17 protein-coding genes are annotated in these 18,150 nt (G+C 40.2%); 16 read left to right on the top strand and 1 reads right to left on the bottom strand.

Translation table 11 applies throughout. The annotated features are described in order from the left end of the window. The first annotated feature begins 7 nt into the window (after positions 1–7). The 12 genes from O3793_RS08080 to brnQ all read left to right on the top strand — a co-directional run bounded on the left by O3793_RS08080 (position 8) and on the right by brnQ (position 14,499). Positions 8–1,135, top strand: a complete 1,128-nt coding sequence (locus O3793_RS08080) for a CamS family sex pheromone protein (protein WP_371446713.1) — start codon at positions 8–10, stop codon at positions 1,133–1,135. Between the two features lie 65 nt (positions 1,136–1,200). Next, positions 1,201–1,509, top strand: a complete 309-nt coding sequence (gatC, locus tag O3793_RS08085; protein ID WP_048713625.1) for an Asp-tRNA(Asn)/Glu-tRNA(Gln) amidotransferase subunit GatC — start codon at positions 1,201–1,203, stop codon at positions 1,507–1,509. Continuing rightward, entirely contained in the window at positions 1,506–2,963 is a 1,458-nt protein-coding gene (gatA, locus tag O3793_RS08090) for an Asp-tRNA(Asn)/Glu-tRNA(Gln) amidotransferase subunit GatA (protein ID WP_371446715.1), read from the top strand. The genes gatC and gatA overlap by 4 nt, the downstream gene beginning before the upstream one ends. A gap of 14 nt (positions 2,964–2,977) precedes the next feature. Then, the gene (gene gatB / locus O3793_RS08095) at positions 2,978–4,408 is read left to right on the top strand and encodes an Asp-tRNA(Asn)/Glu-tRNA(Gln) amidotransferase subunit GatB (RefSeq protein ID WP_371446716.1); all 1,431 of its coding nucleotides are present in this window, start codon (positions 2,978–2,980) and stop codon (positions 4,406–4,408) included. Positions 4,409–4,776: 368 nt separating this feature from the next. After that, positions 4,777–5,196 carry a DUF1934 domain-containing protein gene (locus tag O3793_RS08100; protein ID WP_371446717.1) on the top strand — a complete coding sequence of 140 codons (420 nt, stop codon included), beginning with the start codon at positions 4,777–4,779 and terminating at the stop codon, positions 5,194–5,196. A gap of 77 nt (positions 5,197–5,273) precedes the next feature. Further along, on the top strand, positions 5,274–5,891 hold the full coding sequence (gene rpoE, locus O3793_RS08105; protein ID WP_371446719.1) for a DNA-directed RNA polymerase subunit delta: 618 nt from the start codon (positions 5,274–5,276) through the stop codon (positions 5,889–5,891). Between the two features lie 121 nt (positions 5,892–6,012). Next, on the top strand, positions 6,013–6,498 hold the full coding sequence (locus tag O3793_RS08110) for a GtrA family protein (protein ID WP_371446721.1): 486 nt from the start codon (positions 6,013–6,015) through the stop codon (positions 6,496–6,498). Then, the gene (locus O3793_RS08115; RefSeq protein WP_371446723.1) at positions 6,488–8,416 is read left to right on the top strand and encodes an Ig-like domain-containing protein; all 1,929 of its coding nucleotides are present in this window, start codon (positions 6,488–6,490) and stop codon (positions 8,414–8,416) included. The genes O3793_RS08110 and O3793_RS08115 overlap by 11 nt, the downstream gene beginning before the upstream one ends. A gap of 251 nt (positions 8,417–8,667) precedes the next feature. Next, entirely contained in the window at positions 8,668–9,249 is a 582-nt protein-coding gene (locus tag O3793_RS08120) for a xanthine phosphoribosyltransferase (RefSeq protein WP_371446725.1), read from the top strand. Continuing rightward, positions 9,249–10,511: a nucleobase:cation symporter-2 family protein gene (locus O3793_RS08125; RefSeq protein WP_371446726.1), complete on the top strand. Its 1,263-nt coding sequence runs from the start codon at positions 9,249–9,251 to the stop codon at positions 10,509–10,511. The genes O3793_RS08120 and O3793_RS08125 overlap by 1 nt, the downstream gene beginning before the upstream one ends. Positions 10,512–10,959: 448 nt before the next feature. After that, positions 10,960–13,065 (top strand): methionine--tRNA ligase, encoded by a 2,106-nt coding sequence (gene metG, locus O3793_RS08130; protein WP_371446728.1) that lies wholly within the window; start codon positions 10,960–10,962, stop codon positions 13,063–13,065. A gap of 90 nt (positions 13,066–13,155) precedes the next feature. After that, entirely contained in the window at positions 13,156–14,499 is a 1,344-nt protein-coding gene (gene brnQ / locus O3793_RS08135) for a branched-chain amino acid transport system II carrier protein (protein WP_371446730.1), read from the top strand. Positions 14,500–14,811: 312 nt separating this feature from the next. On the opposite strand, the gene O3793_RS08140 is transcribed toward brnQ, so the two are convergent. Further along, positions 14,812–15,366 (bottom strand): GNAT family N-acetyltransferase, encoded by a 555-nt coding sequence (locus O3793_RS08140; RefSeq protein WP_371446732.1) that lies wholly within the window; start codon positions 15,364–15,366, stop codon positions 14,812–14,814. Positions 15,367–15,621: 255 nt separating this feature from the next. On the opposite strand from O3793_RS08140, the gene O3793_RS08145 reads away from it, so the two are divergent. The 4 genes from O3793_RS08145 to O3793_RS08160 all read left to right on the top strand — a co-directional run bounded on the left by O3793_RS08145 (position 15,622) and on the right by O3793_RS08160 (position 18,125). Continuing rightward, on the top strand, positions 15,622–16,458 hold the full coding sequence (locus O3793_RS08145; protein ID WP_371446734.1) for an ABC transporter ATP-binding protein: 837 nt from the start codon (positions 15,622–15,624) through the stop codon (positions 16,456–16,458). Then, entirely contained in the window at positions 16,451–17,152 is a 702-nt protein-coding gene (locus O3793_RS08150) for an ABC transporter permease (RefSeq protein ID WP_371446736.1), read from the top strand. The genes O3793_RS08145 and O3793_RS08150 overlap by 8 nt, the downstream gene beginning before the upstream one ends. A 468-nt stretch (positions 17,153–17,620) precedes the next feature. After that, on the top strand, positions 17,621–17,893 hold the full coding sequence (locus O3793_RS08155) for a hypothetical protein (RefSeq protein WP_371446738.1): 273 nt from the start codon (positions 17,621–17,623) through the stop codon (positions 17,891–17,893). A 61-nt stretch (positions 17,894–17,954) separates the two neighbouring features. Next, on the top strand, positions 17,955–18,125 hold the full coding sequence (locus tag O3793_RS08160; RefSeq protein WP_371446742.1) for a helix-turn-helix domain-containing protein: 171 nt from the start codon (positions 17,955–17,957) through the stop codon (positions 18,123–18,125). Positions 18,126–18,150 lie beyond the last annotated feature (25 nt).

Here is an 18,150-nt window from a genome sequence, read left to right on the forward strand (position 1 = left end):
ATGTCACATGAGAAAAACATTACGATTGGGATTACTCGGATTAGCCAGTGTGATTTCGCTCGCTGCCTGTGCGGATGTTACAAGAGCAAATCAATCAAGCACGAATACCAATAAAGATTCCAATACAAAAGTAGTACAATCAACAACAAATCAATTATCGAATAATTTTTATCGCGCGCTCATTACAAATGGAAAGTATGAAGTGAGCCAAAACCGTGGAGCGACTTTAAGTTTAAACACAGGATTTAACTTGAAGAACTTTGAGACAGGATTGATTGATCTTTCAAGAAGCGTGTTCCCAACGAACCAATACTTCTTCAGAGAAGGCCAAATCATCGATGCAGAAACAACCGCAAAATGGATTGCGCGTAAGAGTGATAAAAATCCAGACGGGCTAAATCCTGCTGATAATGGAGATACATCTCCAACAGGACGTGCGCCAATTTATTTAGCGCAGATTCTCGAACAAGACTACATGATTCAAACGGAAAACAACTTTGAATTAGGTGGAATTAGTATTGGGATTGCGATGAATAGTGTGGACTACTACACAAACGATGGCAAAGATGCTGAAACTGAAATCTCAAACGAAGCGATGATCGAACAAGCAAAAGCGATTGCAAATACTATCCTAACAAGACTGCGTCAAAACGATGCATTGAAGGCTGTGCCAATCGTCTTCGGAGTGTTCCGTCAAACATCTAAAGATGATATCGGTGGCGGGGTATACGTTCTTGAAGCGACTTCAGTAGAAGGAACTGAAATTACAAACTGGTCAAAAGTGAACCAAAAAGTAGTTGTGCTTCCATTAGTGAACGAATCTGCGACAGAAGAGTCAACAGCATTTGAAAACTTCAGAACAGAAGTGCAAAACTTCTTCCCGAACCTCTCAGGGGTAACGGCTCGCGTGATGTATCAAGATAATGTAGCTAAGAAGATGGTCGTGAATATCATGACGCAATTCTATGGTGAATCAGAAATTATCGCTTTAGCACAGCACGTGACGGATGTTGCGAATAAATACTTACCGAAAACAACACCGGTAGAAGTTCGCATTAGTTCGATTAATGGAGTGGAGGCATTCTTATTACAAGATATGTCACAAGGCGTCTTCACCTACCATATCTTTGATTAACGTTGACGGAGGCCCAAGTGCCTTTTAAAATAGAAAAGTATTGATTTTGAAAGCGAGGAAAAAACATGGCCATTGAGGAAAAAGAAGTTAGACACGTTGCCAAACTTGCAAAGCTAACTTTTGCCGACAATGAAATCCTTCATTTTACAGAACAAATGAGCGATATCATTGATATGGTGGAACAATTAAACGAAGTAGATACAACGGGTGTGCCTGTCACAACTCACGGATATCCATTAGTGAATGTGATGCGTGAAGATGTTGCTGAAAAAGGAACAGACCGCGACTTGTTAATGCGTAATGTGAAAACAAGCGAAGATGGATTTATTCAAGTGCCTGCAATTATGGGTGAAAACGAGGAGGGTGAAGCATGAGTATTATTGAAAACAAAACATTAGTTGAGCTTCACGAAGGCCTTCGTAATCAAGAATTCACTTCTGTGGAATTAACAAAAGAAACATTCGAACGTATCCATGCTTTAGAACCTAAAGTAGAAGCGTTCGTGACATTAAATGAAGAAGAAGCACTGCAACAAGCAGCCGCTGCTGATGAAAAAGGCTACGGCGAAGAAGCTTCTCTTCAAGGTCTTCCAATCGGGATTAAAGACAATATCGTCACTCGCGATCTTTTAACAACTGCTTCAAGCCGTATGTTAGAGGACTTCAACCCGATTTACGACGCGCACGTAATGGAATTATTAAAAGCAGAAGGTGCGGTGAACGTTGGTAAATTAAACATGGACGAATTTGCCATGGGTGGTTCAACAGAAACTTCTTACTTCAAGAAAACAAAAAATCCGTGGGACTTAACAAAAGTTCCTGGTGGATCTTCAGGTGGTTCTGCCGCAGCGGTTGCTTCAGGCGAAGTACTAGCTTCACTTGGTTCTGATACAGGTGGTTCTATCCGCCAACCTGCAAGTTTCACAGGGATTGTTGGGATGAAACCAACTTATGGTCGTATTTCTCGTTACGGTTTGATTGCCTTTGCGTCAAGCTTAGACCAAATCGGACCATTTACACGTACCGTTCAAGATAACGCCTTAGTATTAAGCGCGATTTCAGGTTATGATCACCGCGATTCAACAAGTGTGCCACAAGAAGTGCCTGCTTACCATAAAGGATTAACAGGTGACATCAAAGGCATGCGTATCGCGTTACCAAAAGAATATTTTGCAGAAGGTGTGGACGCTGAAGTTCAAGCAGCTGTATTAAAAGCGGCTGATCAATACCGTGAAATGGGAGCTATCGTTGAAGAAGTGAGCTTGCCTCACTCTAAATACGGAATTCCAGCGTACTATATTATCGCTTCATCTGAAGCTTCTTCAAACTTACAACGTTTCGACGGAATCCGTTACGGTCACCGTTCAACTGAAGCAGAAACATTAGAAGATTTATACGTGAAGAGCCGTTCTGAAGGATTCGGAATGGAAGTAAAACGTCGTATCATGCTTGGAACATTCAGCTTAAGTTCTGGTTACTACGATGCTTACTTCAAGAAAGCTGGTCAAGTACGTACATTAATCAAACAAGACTTTGCAAAAGTATTTGAAAACTATGATTTAATCTTAGGACCTGTAACGACTTCTGCAGCATTTGGATTAGGCGCACACAGTGATGACCCAATCGCAATGTACATGGCGGACTTATTAACAGTTCCTGTAAACTTAGCTGGACTACCAGCAATATCAGTTCCTGCTGGCTTTACAAACGAAGGCCTACCAGTCGGAATTCAATTAATCGGAAATTACTTCCAAGAAAAAACGATTTATCAAGCAGCGTATGCATTTGAACAAGCAAATGATTACTACTTACGCCGCCCACAATTATAAGGAGGAACAATGACATGAACTTTGAAACAATTATTGGTTTAGAGTGCCACGTTGAATTAAAAACTGATTCAAAAATGTTCTCTCCATCACCAGCGCATTTCGGTGCGGAACCAAATACAAATACAAACGTCATCGACTGGGGATATCCAGGGGTACTTCCTGTCGTGAATAAACGTGCGTTAGAATTCGGAATGCGTGCAGCTCTTGCGTTGAACTGTACCATTTCTCAAGATACAAAATTCGACCGTAAAAACTATTTCTACCCTGACAATCCAAAAGCGTACCAAATCTCTCAATTCGATTACCCAATCGGTCATGACGGCTGGATTGATATCGAAGTAGAAGGACAAACAAAACGCATTCGTATTGAACGTGTTCACCTTGAAGAAGATGCGGGTAAAAACACGCACGGAACAGACGGATTCTCTTATGTGGACTTAAACCGTCAAGGAACTCCACTGATTGAAATCGTATCGGAAGCGGATATGCGTTCTCCTGAAGAAGCGTATGCGTACCTTGAAGCACTTCGTCAAATCATCATGTTTACGGGTGTTTCTGACGTGAAGATGGAAGAAGGTTCAATGCGTTGTGACGCGAACATTTCAATTCGTCCTTATGGTCAAGAAAAATTCGGGACAAAAACAGAGTTGAAAAACTTAAACTCATTTAACAACGTACGTAAAGGGTTAGCGTTCGAAGAAGTTCGTCAAGCGAACGTTCTACGTAATGGGGGAGAAATCCTACAAGAAACACGTCGTTTTGATGATGCGACTGGTCAAACCATCTTAATGCGTGTGAAAGAAGGGTCAAGTGACTACCGTTACTTCCCAGAACCAGACCTACCAAACTTCCAAATCTCAAATGAATGGATTGAAGAAGTGCGTGCTTCTATTCCTGAAATGCCAAGCAAACGTCGTGAACGTTATGTGAGCGAATTTGGCTTACCAGAATATGATGCAATGGTATTAACATTAACAAAAGAAATGTCTGATTTCTTCGATGCAACGGTTGCTGCGGGTGCCGATCCTAAACAAGCGTCAAACTGGTTAATGGGTGACATCTCAGCGCACATGAACAGCAAGAAATTAGAATTGAAAGACTTGAAGTTAACGCCAGAAAGCTTAGCAGAAATGATTCAACTAATCGCAGACGGAACAATCAGTTCGAAATTAGCGAAGAAAGTCTTCTTGTTATTAGCAGAAGAAGGCGGAACTGCAAAAGGCGTTGTTGAAAAACACGGTATGATTCAATTGAGTGATCCTGCTCAGTTATTACCGATTATTCAAGATGTGTTGGCGAACAATGCGCAGTCTATTGAAGACTTCAAGAATGGTAAAGACCGTGCTGTTGGATTTTTAGTTGGGCAAATTATGAAGCAAACGAAAGGAAAAGCAAACCCTGGCGTTGTAAACCAACTATTACAACAAGAGTTAGCGAAATACTAAAATATATGTTTGATGGCTTCGAAATTTTTCGGCTCCTTTTTGGGGTTCGAATCCTTTCGGATTGCTGTTATAAAAACTGTTATGAGGTACCGGTTCGAGCCTAGGTCTCTCACCTTTAAAGCCTCAAAGAGGGCGTAGGGAAAAATTTCCTTACGCCCTCTAATTCGCATTTAATACGAATTCCCATAACTGTTTTTATAACATCCGAAAGGTTCTTTACCCTCAAAAAGGGTCTCAAAATTCTCTGCCATCAAAGACTTTTTTGAATTTACGAACCTTTTTGGAATAGGGGTTAGAGCGCAGAGTTTGCTTGCCCGCTAAAAATCCAGAAAGGGAGAAGGAAAGAGAACGATAGGGGGGGATGGACTGTGAAATTAACGATTGAAACGGTATTAAGTCAAGGCGGGGAAACGATGAAGCAGCGTATGCTAGCGGATGCGACACGTCTTCGTAAGGACTCTGGTTTTGTGCTTAGTTATGTAGAGGATGAAACAAATACGCGTGTGAAAGTAGAAGTGGATACAACAGGCGAAGTGTCGCATGTAACACTTCATCGTCAAGGCGATGCGCGTAGTAAGATGGAGTTCAATAAAACAAAGGCGACGAAAGGGATTTATGAATTAGGTGCCGGTCGTCAAATGCATTTTGATATTCAGACAAAACAACTACACGTGGAAGAAGCCGATGAGACGGTGCTAGTAGTTTTAGAATATCAGTTATTCCAACAAAGACAGCTGATTACAAGCTCGCTTGTGACGTTCCATTTACAAACAGGGGAAAATGCATAAAAAATCTCTCTAAAGTAGCACAATATGAAGAATCTGTGCTATACTGTTTAGGATGAACAGGAAAGGAAGTGTAACCATTGGAATTAAAGAAACTCGATGGCATTAATAAAAACGAATTATCAATGGTCGAAGTAGCGCATGCTATTTTAGAAGCTAAGAATGAAGTTTTAGATTTCAACCAATTATTAGTAGAAATTCAAGAATACATGGAATTAAGTGACGAAGCGTTAGAATCACGTATGGCTCGCTTCTATACAGACTTAAATATCGACGGAAGCTTTATCTCACTAGGAGATAACCGTTGGGGATTACGTGCATGGTATCCAATCGATTCTATCGATGAAGAAATTGCAACATCTATGGAAGACGAAGAAGTGAAGAAACCTCGTAAGAAACGTAAGAAAGTTAACGCGTTCGGCAGTGACGATCTTATCGATTACAACGATGATGATCCAGAAGATGAAGAGCTTATCGATGATGAAGATCTTGATAGCGATGACTTAGACGACGATATCGATGTGGATCTTGAAGACGATGTAGATGAAGAAGACGAAATTGATGCTTACCGCTCTGACTTAAACGAACTAGGTGCTGACGAAGACTTAGTCGACGAAACAAGTGTAGAAGAAGATTTAATTATCATTGATGACGAAGATTTAGATAAAGACTTCGACGAAGAAGACGAAGAAGAATAATCTTTGGAAATAGTTAGAAAAATAATGGCACAACTTATGAAAAAATTTCATTCATAAGTTGTGCTTTTTTGTGAAAAAGGTGTATAATATACCTGATGAGGGTAAATTTGGAGGAAACAATTTGAAAAATAAACTACTCAAAATATTTGATAAGACGTTCTTAAAATTTATCGTCGTTGGAATTATAAATACATTGTTCGGAACGGCTATTATGTTTTCCAGTTTTTATATACTAGAGCAACTTCAATGGTTTTCTTACGATATTAATTACTGGACTTCATCAGCGTTGAATTACTTATGCGGGAGTATCTTGAGTTATTTCCTTAATAAGAAATATACGTTTGAGGTGAAGGAAACAAGTAAGGAATCCATTATCCGATTCGCGATTAACATATCCGTATGTTACTTTTTAGCATATGGAGTTGCAAAACCTTTAGCCTTGTATCTTTTCCAAGGAGCAGGAGAGAGATTACAAGGGTATATTGCACTCGTGATTGGCATGGGATTATTTGTATTATTAAATTACGTGGGACAACGTTTTTGGGCGTTCAAACAAGATGAGGCTATAGAGCCAGAAAAGGGAATGGAGGAAAAAAATGAAATCTAGCTTCAAGAAAACAGTAGCTTTCGTTGCGATGATTGCATGGGCGATTTTAGGATTAACGTTAATGCAACCTGTTAACGCGGCTACAGTAACACCAACAGTTACAAACTTAAAAGCAACAGCAGCTGGTCAAAAGGTTACATTTTCTTTTGACTGGGATTTAACAGGTAAATCTGTTAAAGAAGGCGACACTTTCACAATCGATGCTCCAGAAGGTGTTAATATCACTGTAATCGCAACACAATCACTACAAGCAAACGGTGCTGAAGTAGCGACTGTTTCGATGACAGGTAAAAAGATTACTTTTACTTTCAAAAAGGCAATCGAATCAATGAACCAAAACGTAAAAGGTGGATTCTCATACACAGCGGAATGGGATAACACACCAGGAAATCCTGGAAACAAAACAGCTACTTCAAAAGTAGGTTCTGAATCAGTTGTCATCACACGTCCTGACGGTCCTGGCGTATTTGAATCTGTAATTAATAAATACAACCTTACAGGGGACTATGTATCTAAACAATTCAAATTAGATGCCTCTGAAAACTATGCATGGATGAATGTTGGAGATGACTACTACTTAACTAAATGGTTCATCCGTATTAACGGAGATGGCAAAAAACAAGCTTTAACAAATCCAGTGGTAACAGACCGCATTCAAGCTCCAGCGGTAGATTACTCTAAAATCACTTTTGCTCCAGCTGCGAACCATGCAGCAAGTGAATTCTTTGTGGGAACTTACTTAAAACCATCATTCACATTAAGAAAAGGTGGACAAGTAGTTGCTTCAGGTTGGGATTTCTGGAAGCATGTTAAATTTGATGCAGACGGAAATGGATTCACTGTGAACTTATCAGACGTAAGCGATGTTTTCAAAACAGCTACAGACGAAGAATTAATCATTGAATACCAAACATTAATTCCTAAGACTACAATTCGTGTAGACAACAACGCTACATTGAAATCTGACGAAATCACAACTCCACAAGAAGATCCAGCGTTCTGGAACAACCCAGAATTGAAATTCTGGGTGACTGGTGACACAACAGTTACAGTTCAAAAAGAATGGGTTGGCGATAGCGAAGCAGACCGTAAAGACATCACAGTTCAATTAGTAGCTAATGGTCAAAAATTAGACGGTATGACGAAAACTCTAACAAAAGAGTCTGGTTGGAAAGCTGATTTCACTAAATTACCTGGTATTAAAGACGGTAAGAAAATTGAGTACTCAGTAGAAGAAGTGAACACTCCTGATGGATATACTTCAAAAGTTGAAAAAATTAATGATTCAAACGTGATTAAAGTTGTGAATACTTCAAACAAACCAACTACAACAACAACGGAAGCTCCAACAACAACAACTGAAACAACAACAGAAGCTCCAACAACAACAGCTGCAACAACAACAGAAGCTCCAACAACAACAACGGAAGCTCCAACAACAACAGCTGCAACAACAACAACAGAAGCTCCAACAACAACAGCTGCAACAACAACAACAGAAGCTCCAACAACAACAGCTGCAACAACAACAGAAGCTCCAACAACAACAGCTGCAACAACAACAGAAGCTCCAACAACAACAGCTGCAACAACAACAACGGAAGCTCCAACAACAACAACAACTACAACAACAACAACGGTTGCTCCAACAACTACAACAACTACAACAACAACAACGGTTGCTCCAACTCCTGGAACAACTACAACAACAACAACGGATGCTCCAACAACAGAAGGTTCAACAACAGGTAATACAACGACAGTGGTTGCTCCAACTCCTGGAACAACAACAACTACACCAAGCCCTGAATTACCAAACACTGGTTCAATTCGTGATGCTTACTGGGTATTATCAGCAATCTTCGCTACAATTGGTGCAATCGTTTTTGTAACAAATAAGAAAGCAGAAGAAAAATAATTTAAAACGTAACGTTTAGACGAGCAGGTTTTCCTGCTCGTTTTTTTGTGTTTCAGTCGTTAAAAATGAACGTTACATTGTGGTGTATTGTATATTGTTCGTGAAAATATAAAAAATACGCATTTTATAGTTGCTTTTTAAAAATAAAAACAGTAAAATCATAACTATCCTAACAAACGGTTTAAGAATGTACGGTTTTGGGCCTAAGTTGGAGTTGCATTTATTCTGTCGATTATTTTTAAGGAGGACTTATGAAAACATTAGAAGAACGTATTCTAAAAGATGGCTATGTGTTAGGCGAAAACATCCTTAAAGTCGATTCTTTTCTCACTCACCAAGTGGATTTGAACTTGATGAAAGAGATTGGAAAAGTCTTTGCGGACAAGTTTAAGGACGCTGGTATTACGAAGGTTGTCACGATTGAAGCATCTGGAATTGCTCCAGCATTGTATACAGCGGACGCGCTTGGGGTTCCAATGATTTTTGCGAAGAAATCAAAGAACATCACGATGAACGAAGGCATCCTCACTGCAGAAGTTTATTCATTTACAAAGCAAGTCTCCAATACCGTCTCTATCGCTAGTAAGTATCTTTCTGAAAATGATAAAGTCCTTATCGTCGACGATTTCTTAGCGAATGGACAAGCCGCAAAAGGACTCGTTGAGATTGTTGAACAAGCCGGCGCGAAAGTGGAAGCCATTGGAATCGTGATTGAAAAATCATTCCAAGATGGACGTGGCCTCTTAGAAAAAACAGGCATCCCCGTCTTTTCCCTAGCGCGCTTAGAACGTTTTGAAAATGGACAGGTCGTATTTAAGGAGGCAGAGTTATAATGCAACAACAAGAAAAACACTCACAATCGATGGTGCTCGGGCTTCAACATTTATTAGCCATGTATTCTGGTTCTATTCTTGTACCAATGATGATTGGGAAAGCTCTCGGATATAACACGGAACAATTAACGTACTTAGTCTCAACTGACATCTTCATGTGTGGATTGGCGACATTTCTACAATTGCAATTAAACAAATACTTCGGTATCGGCCTTCCAGTCGTTTTAGGAGTAGCCTTCCAATCGGTGGCACCACTGACGATTATTGGCCAAAACCATGGTAGTGGAGCGATGTTCGGAGCACTGATTGCGTCCGGGATTTTCGTCGTTCTCATCTCTGGCGTCTTCTCGAAACTGGCAAAATTTTTCCCAGCCATCGTTACTGGATCTGTGATTACGACAATCGGTTTGACGCTTATTCCAGTTGCTATCGGAAATATGGGTGGTAATGTTCCAGATCCAACAGCTGGTAGCCTGACCTTGTCGCTCGTTACAGTTGCCATTATTTTACTCATCAACATCTTTACAAAAGGGTTCGTAAAATCTATTTCTATTTTAATCGGATTAGTCATCGGTACAACTCTTGCGGCATTTATGGGCTTAGTAGACTTTGCTCCAGTAGTCAAAGCACCAATCTTACACGTTCCAACACCGTTTTACTTTGGGATGCCAACATTTGAGTTCACTTCGATTTTCATGATGTGTGTTATCGCGATGGTTTCCATGGTTGAATCGACAGGGGTGTACTTGGCACTTTCTGACATTACGAATGATCCAATCAATGAAACGCGTCTTCGTAATGGTTACCGTGCGGAAGGGTTGGCCGTGTTGCTTGGTGGGATTTTTAATACTTTCCCATACACAGGTTTCTCTCAAAACGTGGGCTTAGTGAAAATGTCCGGCATCAAAACACGTCTTCCAATCTACTACGCAGCAGGCTTTCTTCTATTATTAGGACTTCTTCCAAAATTTGGCGCCCTAGCACAAATCATTCCTGATCCAGTCATTGGTGGAGCGATGATTGTGATGTTCGGATTCGTATCTCTTCAAGGGATGCAGATGCTTGCTTGTGTGGATTTTGCAAATAACGAACACAATTTCTTAATCGCTGCAGTATCAATCGCTGTCGGTGTCGGCTTTAATAATAGTAATTTATTCAATAGCCTCCCAACAGAATTTAGCATGTTCTTCAAAAACGGAATCGTCATGGCCAGCATCCTTGCCGTAGCCCTTAACGCGATTCTCAACCGTAAGAAGAAATAAATAAACTCGTTATCTCCATTCAAAGAGAAGGTCTCCCTACCTTCTCTTTTTTCTATTCTCCCTTAAAGTTTCCTTGTTACAGCCTGTTCATTGTTTCTAGTATCCAAGCACGCAAAAACTACGAGAAGCCAACTGAAAACATTGTGGAGCGTAAAAAATAAACTCAATTTAGTTTGATTTTTACATAGATGATTTCAAAGAATCTTGCGGATTTTATAATCGCAGAAACGGGAAATCGCATTAAATGCGAATTAGGAGGTGTAGGAATTCATTCCGTACACCTCCTTTGAGGCTTTAAAGGTGAGAGACTTTAGGCTCGAACCGGTGCCCCGTAACAGCGATTATAAAAAGAATCCGTAAGGATTCTAAGAAATCATCTGCATAACACAAAGACTAGAAGACCAAACTGAATTCAAGCATATTCTTTTCACCTAACTCTAACTCCATAATGTTTTCAGTTGGTTTTCACTTCTCGTATTTTTTGCGTAGGTATGGTATACTATGCCTATCTTTAAACAATTTCAAGGAGGCTCTTCCCAACATGGCTGAAGACAAGAAAACATTTTACTTAACCACACCGATTTACTATCCAAGTGGCAACTTACACATTGGTCATGCCTATACAACTGTAGCGAGCGATGCTATGATTCGCTATAAAAAACTACAAGGGTTTGACACTTACTTCTTAACAGGAACAGATGAACACGGACAAAAAATCCAAGAAAAAGCGAAAGAAGCAGGCGTTTCTGAAATTGAATTCGTCGATAAAATTATTTTCGGCATTCAAGACCTTTGGAAAAAGCTAGACATCTCTTACGATGACTTCATTCGTACAACACAACCACGCCATACAAAAGCCGTCCAAAAGATTTTCCAAAAATTAGTGGACAATGGCGACATTTACCTTGGCGAATACGAAGGTTGGTATTCAGTATCAGACGAAGAGTACTTCACTGAGTCTCAATTAGTCGAAGTATACCGCGATGCTGAAGGAAAAATGATTGGTGGGGTTGCACCAAGTGGACACGAAGTTGAGCTTGTTAAAGAAGAATCTTACTTCTTCAGAATGAGCAAATACGCTGACCGCTTATTGCAATACTATGAAGAACACCCAGATTTCATTCAACCAGAATCACGTAAAAATGAGATGATTAACAACTTCATCAAGCCAGGCTTAGAAGACTTAGCCGTTTCACGTACATCATTTGACTGGGGAATTCCAGTGCCAAACGATCCAAAACACGTGGTTTACGTATGGATTGATGCCTTATCAAACTACATTACAGCACTAGGATATGGTAGCGATGATGAAACATTATTCAACCGCTACTGGCCTGCAGATGTGCATTTTATCGGAAAAGAAATCGTTCGTTTCCATACGATTTACTGGCCAATTATGTTAATGGCTTTAGATTTACCATTACCGAAGAAAGTCTTCGCACACGGCTGGTTATTGATGAAAGACGGTAAAATGTCTAAATCAAAAGGAAACGTGGTAGACCCGAACACATTAATCGAACGTTACGGCTTAGATGCACTTCGTTACTACTTATTACGTGAAGTGCCATTCGGTTCTGACGGAATCTTTACTCCAGAATCATTCGTAGAACGTATCAACTATGACTTAGCCAACGACTTAGGAAACTTATTAAATCGTACTGTTGCGATGATTAATAAGTATTTCGATGGAACCATTCCTGCACACACTGCACCGGTTTCTACATTTGACCAAGAATTAGTAGATGCTTCAAAAGAGATGATTGTGGAAGTCGAAGAAGCAATGGAAAACATGCAATTCTCAGTGGCTCTTGCAGCAATCTGGAAATTCGTTTCTCGTACAAATAAATATATCGATGAAACAACTCCATGGGCAGCCGTGAAAGATGAAGCGCGCCAAGAAGAATTAGCACGTACAATGAACTATTTAGCAGAAAGCTTACGTATCATTGCCGTTGCCTTACAACCATTCTTAACGCAAACTCCAGGAGAAATCTTGGCACAATTAGGAATTACAGATAGCGCGTTAATGGATTACCCTTCATTACACACATTCGGCGTGATTCCTGAAGGAACGAAAGTGGTCGAAAAAGGACAACCAATCTTCCCACGTTTAGACGTTGAAGAAGAAGTGGCTTACATTCAAGCAAAAATGGGTGGAACACCAGCTGAAGAAGAAAACACAGACTGGAACCCAGAAGAAGTGGAACTTTCAAGTGAAAAAGAAAGCATCAAATATGACGACTTCGATAAGATTGAATTGAAAGTCGCAGAAGTCATCGAATGCGGACCAGTGGAAGGGGCAGACAAATTGCTTCAATTCCGCTTAGACGCTGGAGATGCTGGCGGACACCGTCAAATCCTTTCTGGTATCGCAGAATGGTATCCAGATCCAAGTGTTTTCGTTGGAAAGAAAGTTGTCATCGTTGCGAACTTGAAACCACGTAAAATGCGCGGACAAATCAGCCAAGGAATGATTCTTTCGGCTGAAAAAGACGGCGTCCTACAAGTGGTGTTTGCACCAGACGGAATGCCAAACGGCTCAACTGTAGCTTAATTGAATAGTAATTGAATAACAGTGAAGAGTGACCCTTCGAATGTGAAGAACGGCATTTGAAGGGTCACCTTTTTTAAAGGAGTTAACTATATGAAAAAAGGTTTATTAACAGGGTTACTACTCTTTGGATTTTTCTTTGGAGCAGGAAACCTCATTTTCCCACCAACTTTAGGATATCAATCAGCTGATCAACTTTGGCCAGCTGTTATCGGGTTTATCGTTTCTGGGGTCGGACTTGCCATCGGAACGCTTTTAATCGGAACAGTGATTAATGGTGGATTCAGAAAAGAGTTGGACGAAAAGATTCATCCGATTTTCTCATTGGCATATTTAATTGCATTATATTTGGCAATTGGACCATTCTTTGCGATTCCACGTACAGCAACGGTATCGTATAACATCGGGGTAGCGCCGTTTCTACCTGATTCAAAATCAGGCCTTATTATTTACGCGGCGATTTACTTTGCGGTAGCCTTTTACTTGGCGTATAACCGTTCATCACTATTATCAAGCATCGGTAAAATCTTAACACCGATTTTTGCAGGGTTAATTTTAATCTTAGTCGTCGTTGGTGCGTTTAAATTCGGTCAAACAACACCTGAATTAGCTGGGCAAACAGAATTGACAGCAGCGAAAGCTTTCGGGAATGGCTTTATCGAAGGATATAACACACTAGACGCTTTGGCAGCAGTAGCCTTCTCAGTAGTTGCCGTAAATACATTGAAAGACTTCCATTTCAGCTCTAAGAAAGAGTACAAGAAAACAATCATGAGCGTTGGTGTTGTAACAGCGATTGGATTCAGCGTATTGTATATCGGACTTGCATTCCTTGGAAATCATTTCAACGTGGCAAGTGCATTAGCAAAAGATGCAGATTTAAACGTTGGGTCATACGTGTTAACAATGGCTTCACGCGAGTTATTTGGTACATTCGGGCAAGCCTTCTTAGCGGTGATGGTAATCATTACCTGCTTAACAACAACGGTAGGGCTTATCGTATCTGTAGGGGAGTTCTTCGAAGAAACATTCCCACGCTTCTCTTATAAAGTGTATGCGACTGTATTTACATTAATCGGATTTGGAGTAGCAACGCTTGGTCTTCAAACGATTATCGCATTCTCACTTCCAGTATTGATGATTTTATATCCAATTACAGTGGTGATTGCGTTCTTCGTATTAGTGAATAAGAAAGTGGCGTTCTCTAAGAGAGGAATGCAGCTAACAGTAGCGTTGACAACGATTATTTCAACAGTTTCAAGTTTAGCTTCCGCGTTGAAATTAGAAGGATTAGCAAAAGCGTTGGAAATTCTTCCATTACAAGGGTTGTCGCTTGGATGGATGGGACCGGCGATTGTTGGTATTTTAATCGCGCTCATCTTACCTGACAAGATCAAAGGCGAAGCATTCGACTTCGAAGCATTTCAAACAAAATAAAACAGTGCTAGATGATTACTTCGTATCCTTACGGATATCTTCATAGTAATGGAAATAACTGTACCGGCAAGAGCCAAGGTCTCTTTGCCTACCGAACTTCAAAGGGCGTCAAGTTGATGAATAAACTGACGCCCTAATTCATTTCGGTTACACTCGTTATTTCCATTACTATAGAATCCGTAGGATACTCCGTAATCATCTATTTAGTTTGTGCTTATATTTATTTGAAATGCTTCAAACTCTTCAAAAAGGGGACGAGAAATTAGACAAAAAAGAAACTCCGGCTGGGATTCCAGTCGGAGTTTTTGCATGCTAAAGGGCTTCGATAAAGCGCTCAGAGTGAGTTTGCCACATATCGGGATTGAAGCGAGCGGTTTCGGGAATGAGAATCATGTGGTAGAGTCGGACCGTGCTTCCGTCTTTGACCTCATAGGAGTACTCGTATAAAAATCCAATACGTTTGGCGAAGTCGCAAGAGTCTGTGTGCGTACTTTCTACTTTTAAATAGAGCTCTGAGATGCCCTGCTCAACAAGGTACGGATGTAATAATTGAAAGGCTTCAATTAAAATGTCACGATGCCAATATTCTTCGAGCAGCGCGAAATCCAATAGATGACTTTGGTCTGTGGAGACTTTCATAAAGCCAATTGGCAGGTCGTAATTCTTCATTTCAATCATAAAAAAGTACGGATCGTTGTCCATTAGGTGTGTATAAAAGTTCTCTGCATTTAAATGAGACGTTGCAGATACCCATGGAAGATTAGACGTTGCTAGTGGGTCGGTTAGCAAGGATTTTACAATCTCCATGTCAGTTTCGTGAAAGGGCCTTAGAGAGATACGTTGTGATGCTAGTGTAGGTACGTTCATAATCGCTACCCCCTTTCTCTACCTGCATTATAGTAGTAAAAATCAGGAAAGTAAAGAGGAAGAATTGCGTTTACAACAATAATGAAAAGGGTTCCGAAATAGTCTGAAAACATAAGAATTTTTCCTAATTCTATGGTAGAAGCTGTCAAATTCTGACGTCATTTTTTATCGTGACTTTTGTCATGGTGAGTCGTGACGGACGGGCCTACTGAGTGACCTTCGTTTTTGTTAAAGTAGAATCATCAAGAACAACACATGGAGGCAAACATGATTACAGTAGAAAAAATTACAAAGCGTTTTGGAAACAAGACAGCATTAAATCAAATTCAATTTAACGTCGAAAAAGGAGAAATCTTCGGGTTCTTAGGACCGAGTGGAGCAGGGAAAACAACCCTCATCAATATCCTAACCGGACAACTAAAAGCAGACGAAGGAACGACACAACTTCTTGGCAAAGATACAAAGGACCTTACCCCTGAAGACTTAGCACATATCGGACTCGTAGGAGATTCAAGTGGTTACTACGAAAAATTAAGTCTCGAGAAGAACTTAATCGTCTACGCGAAGATTTACGGATTACCAAATAGCCGCGTCGATGAAGTGCTGGAACAAGTCGGACTACTAGAAAGTAAGAAGACAATCGCGGAAAAACTTTCAACAGGGATGCGTCAACGAATGTTTTTAGCAAGAGCACTTTTAAACAGACCAGAGTTACTCTTCCTAGACGAACCAACGAGTGGGCTAGACCCAATGACCTCTAAGAAGATTCACCGCTTGCTGGAAGAACTAAAAGCAGCGGGCACAACGATTTTCCTAACGACACACGACATGGTCGAAGCTACAGAGTTGTGTGATCGCATTTCCCTACTAAACCAAGGGGACCTAGTGGAAATCGGAACACCACGAGATATTATTCAAAAATACAACAAAGAAAAACGAGTGAAAGTGATTTTCAGAGACCACAGCGAACAAGTGATGGCATTTGAAGACTTAAAAGACCAAGACATGAGACAAGTGGAACTCATTCACTCAATGGAACCAACGTTAGAAGACATCTTTATTCAATTGACAGGAGAGAAATTAAATGATTAAAAGAATTAGCGCCTTAATTTGGCTACGTACACAAATGATTTTAAGCAATGGAGCAATGTTATTCCAAATCGTATTCCCATATGGAATGTTACTAGCATATGACCACTTTATGAACAAGTATGGTAACCCACAAGTAGCCGTTCAAATCCTATTCATGATGATTCCGCTAGCGCTTAGCTTATCTGTCGGATCAATGATTACAATTATGCTTGCTGAAGAAAAAGAAAAGAAAAACTTGAAGACACTCTTCTTAAGCGGCATTCACTCAGTAGAATACTTAATCTCAATCTTATTCTACCCAGTCGTTTTAGCATTGATTACGATTGTAAGTTTCCCACTGATTGTTAAAGCGGATCTTTCAGGTCGTTGGATGGAATATGGCGCCATCGTGGCGAGTGTGGCAATTTGTGTGATTTTACTTAACTTATTAGTAGGTGCGTTGACAGATACACAAGCAAAAGCGCAAGTCAATGGTGTGATTCCGATGATGGGGATTGCGTTCTTACCAATGTTCTCAATGTTGAGCGATGCGGTATCAAAAGTGACACACTATACATTTATGGGGAACTTTGTGGATTTCTTTACCAAAACCGATTTCGCCTTAACTGCCCAAAGCTTCATCGTTCCTGGTGTATGGATTGTGGTGCTACTAGTCTTAAACTTCTTATTCTTAAAACCTAAAGCGAAAAACTAAAATAGTGAGTGCTGCTGGATTACTTCGAATCCTTACGGATTCTTTTATAAAAGCTATAACGGGGCACCGGTTCGAGCCTATAGTCTCTCACCTTTAAAGCCTCAAAGGAGGTGTACGGAATGAATTCCTACACCTCCTAATTCGCATTTAATGCGTATTCCCGTTATAGCTATTATAAAATCCGTAAGATTCTTCGTAATCCAGTGCTGAGATTTTGTTTTTTGCTTTTTTAAAGAGAAGAAAGTGACACAATCCATGCAAAGACGATGGTGCTTTGAGAGTTAATGCTCCATTGACCACTAGGACTTCGAGTTTAAAGCATTGAAAATATTGATTTAATCAGGGGGCCTCCAAAGAGTGTAGCTTTTTGGAGGATTTTTTGAGCAAAATAGTATAAGAAAAAAGCAAGATGTATCATTTTTGATACGTATCAAAAATGATACAATTAAGAAAAATGGAGGTGTATTTATGAGGTATAAGCGTGAATTTACAGAGGAGAACTTTGAAGAGTTAATGGGATTGCCGTATGGGAGAATGGTAAAGGCGGCAGCGATTTTGCAACTGATTGAAGAAGAAGGGGTTACTCCAGAAATGATTGAAAAATGGGGAGATTATAATGAAGAAGAAGGGGTCATGTATTTGACCTTTGAAGTAGAAGATATTACGGAAGGGGTGAATGGCAGTGAGTTCCTTAAGAGCAGAAAAGTTCGCGATTATAGCTTCCCGCTATCCGAATTTTAAAGAGGACTTAGCGAAAGAATTGGCGAGACATAGGGCGGCACTTCGTATTATTCGTCTTAGAATGGAAAGCAATTTATCCAGAGAGGAATACGCAAAGAAAGTTGGTTTTGAAAGAACGAATCTGTCAAGGTTAGAGAGCGGAAAGAAAAATCCGAGTCTATCTACTCTCATCGAACTAGCACACCAAAATGGGTATGAGGTGGATATTCAGCTCAAACCGTTTGGATATTAAAAAACTGAATTGGCTACTCTGACTC

The sequence above is a fragment of the Granulicatella sp. 20925_1_28 genome, assembly GCF_041433575.1.
Lineage (GTDB): Bacteria > Bacillota > Bacilli > Lactobacillales > Aerococcaceae > Granulicatella.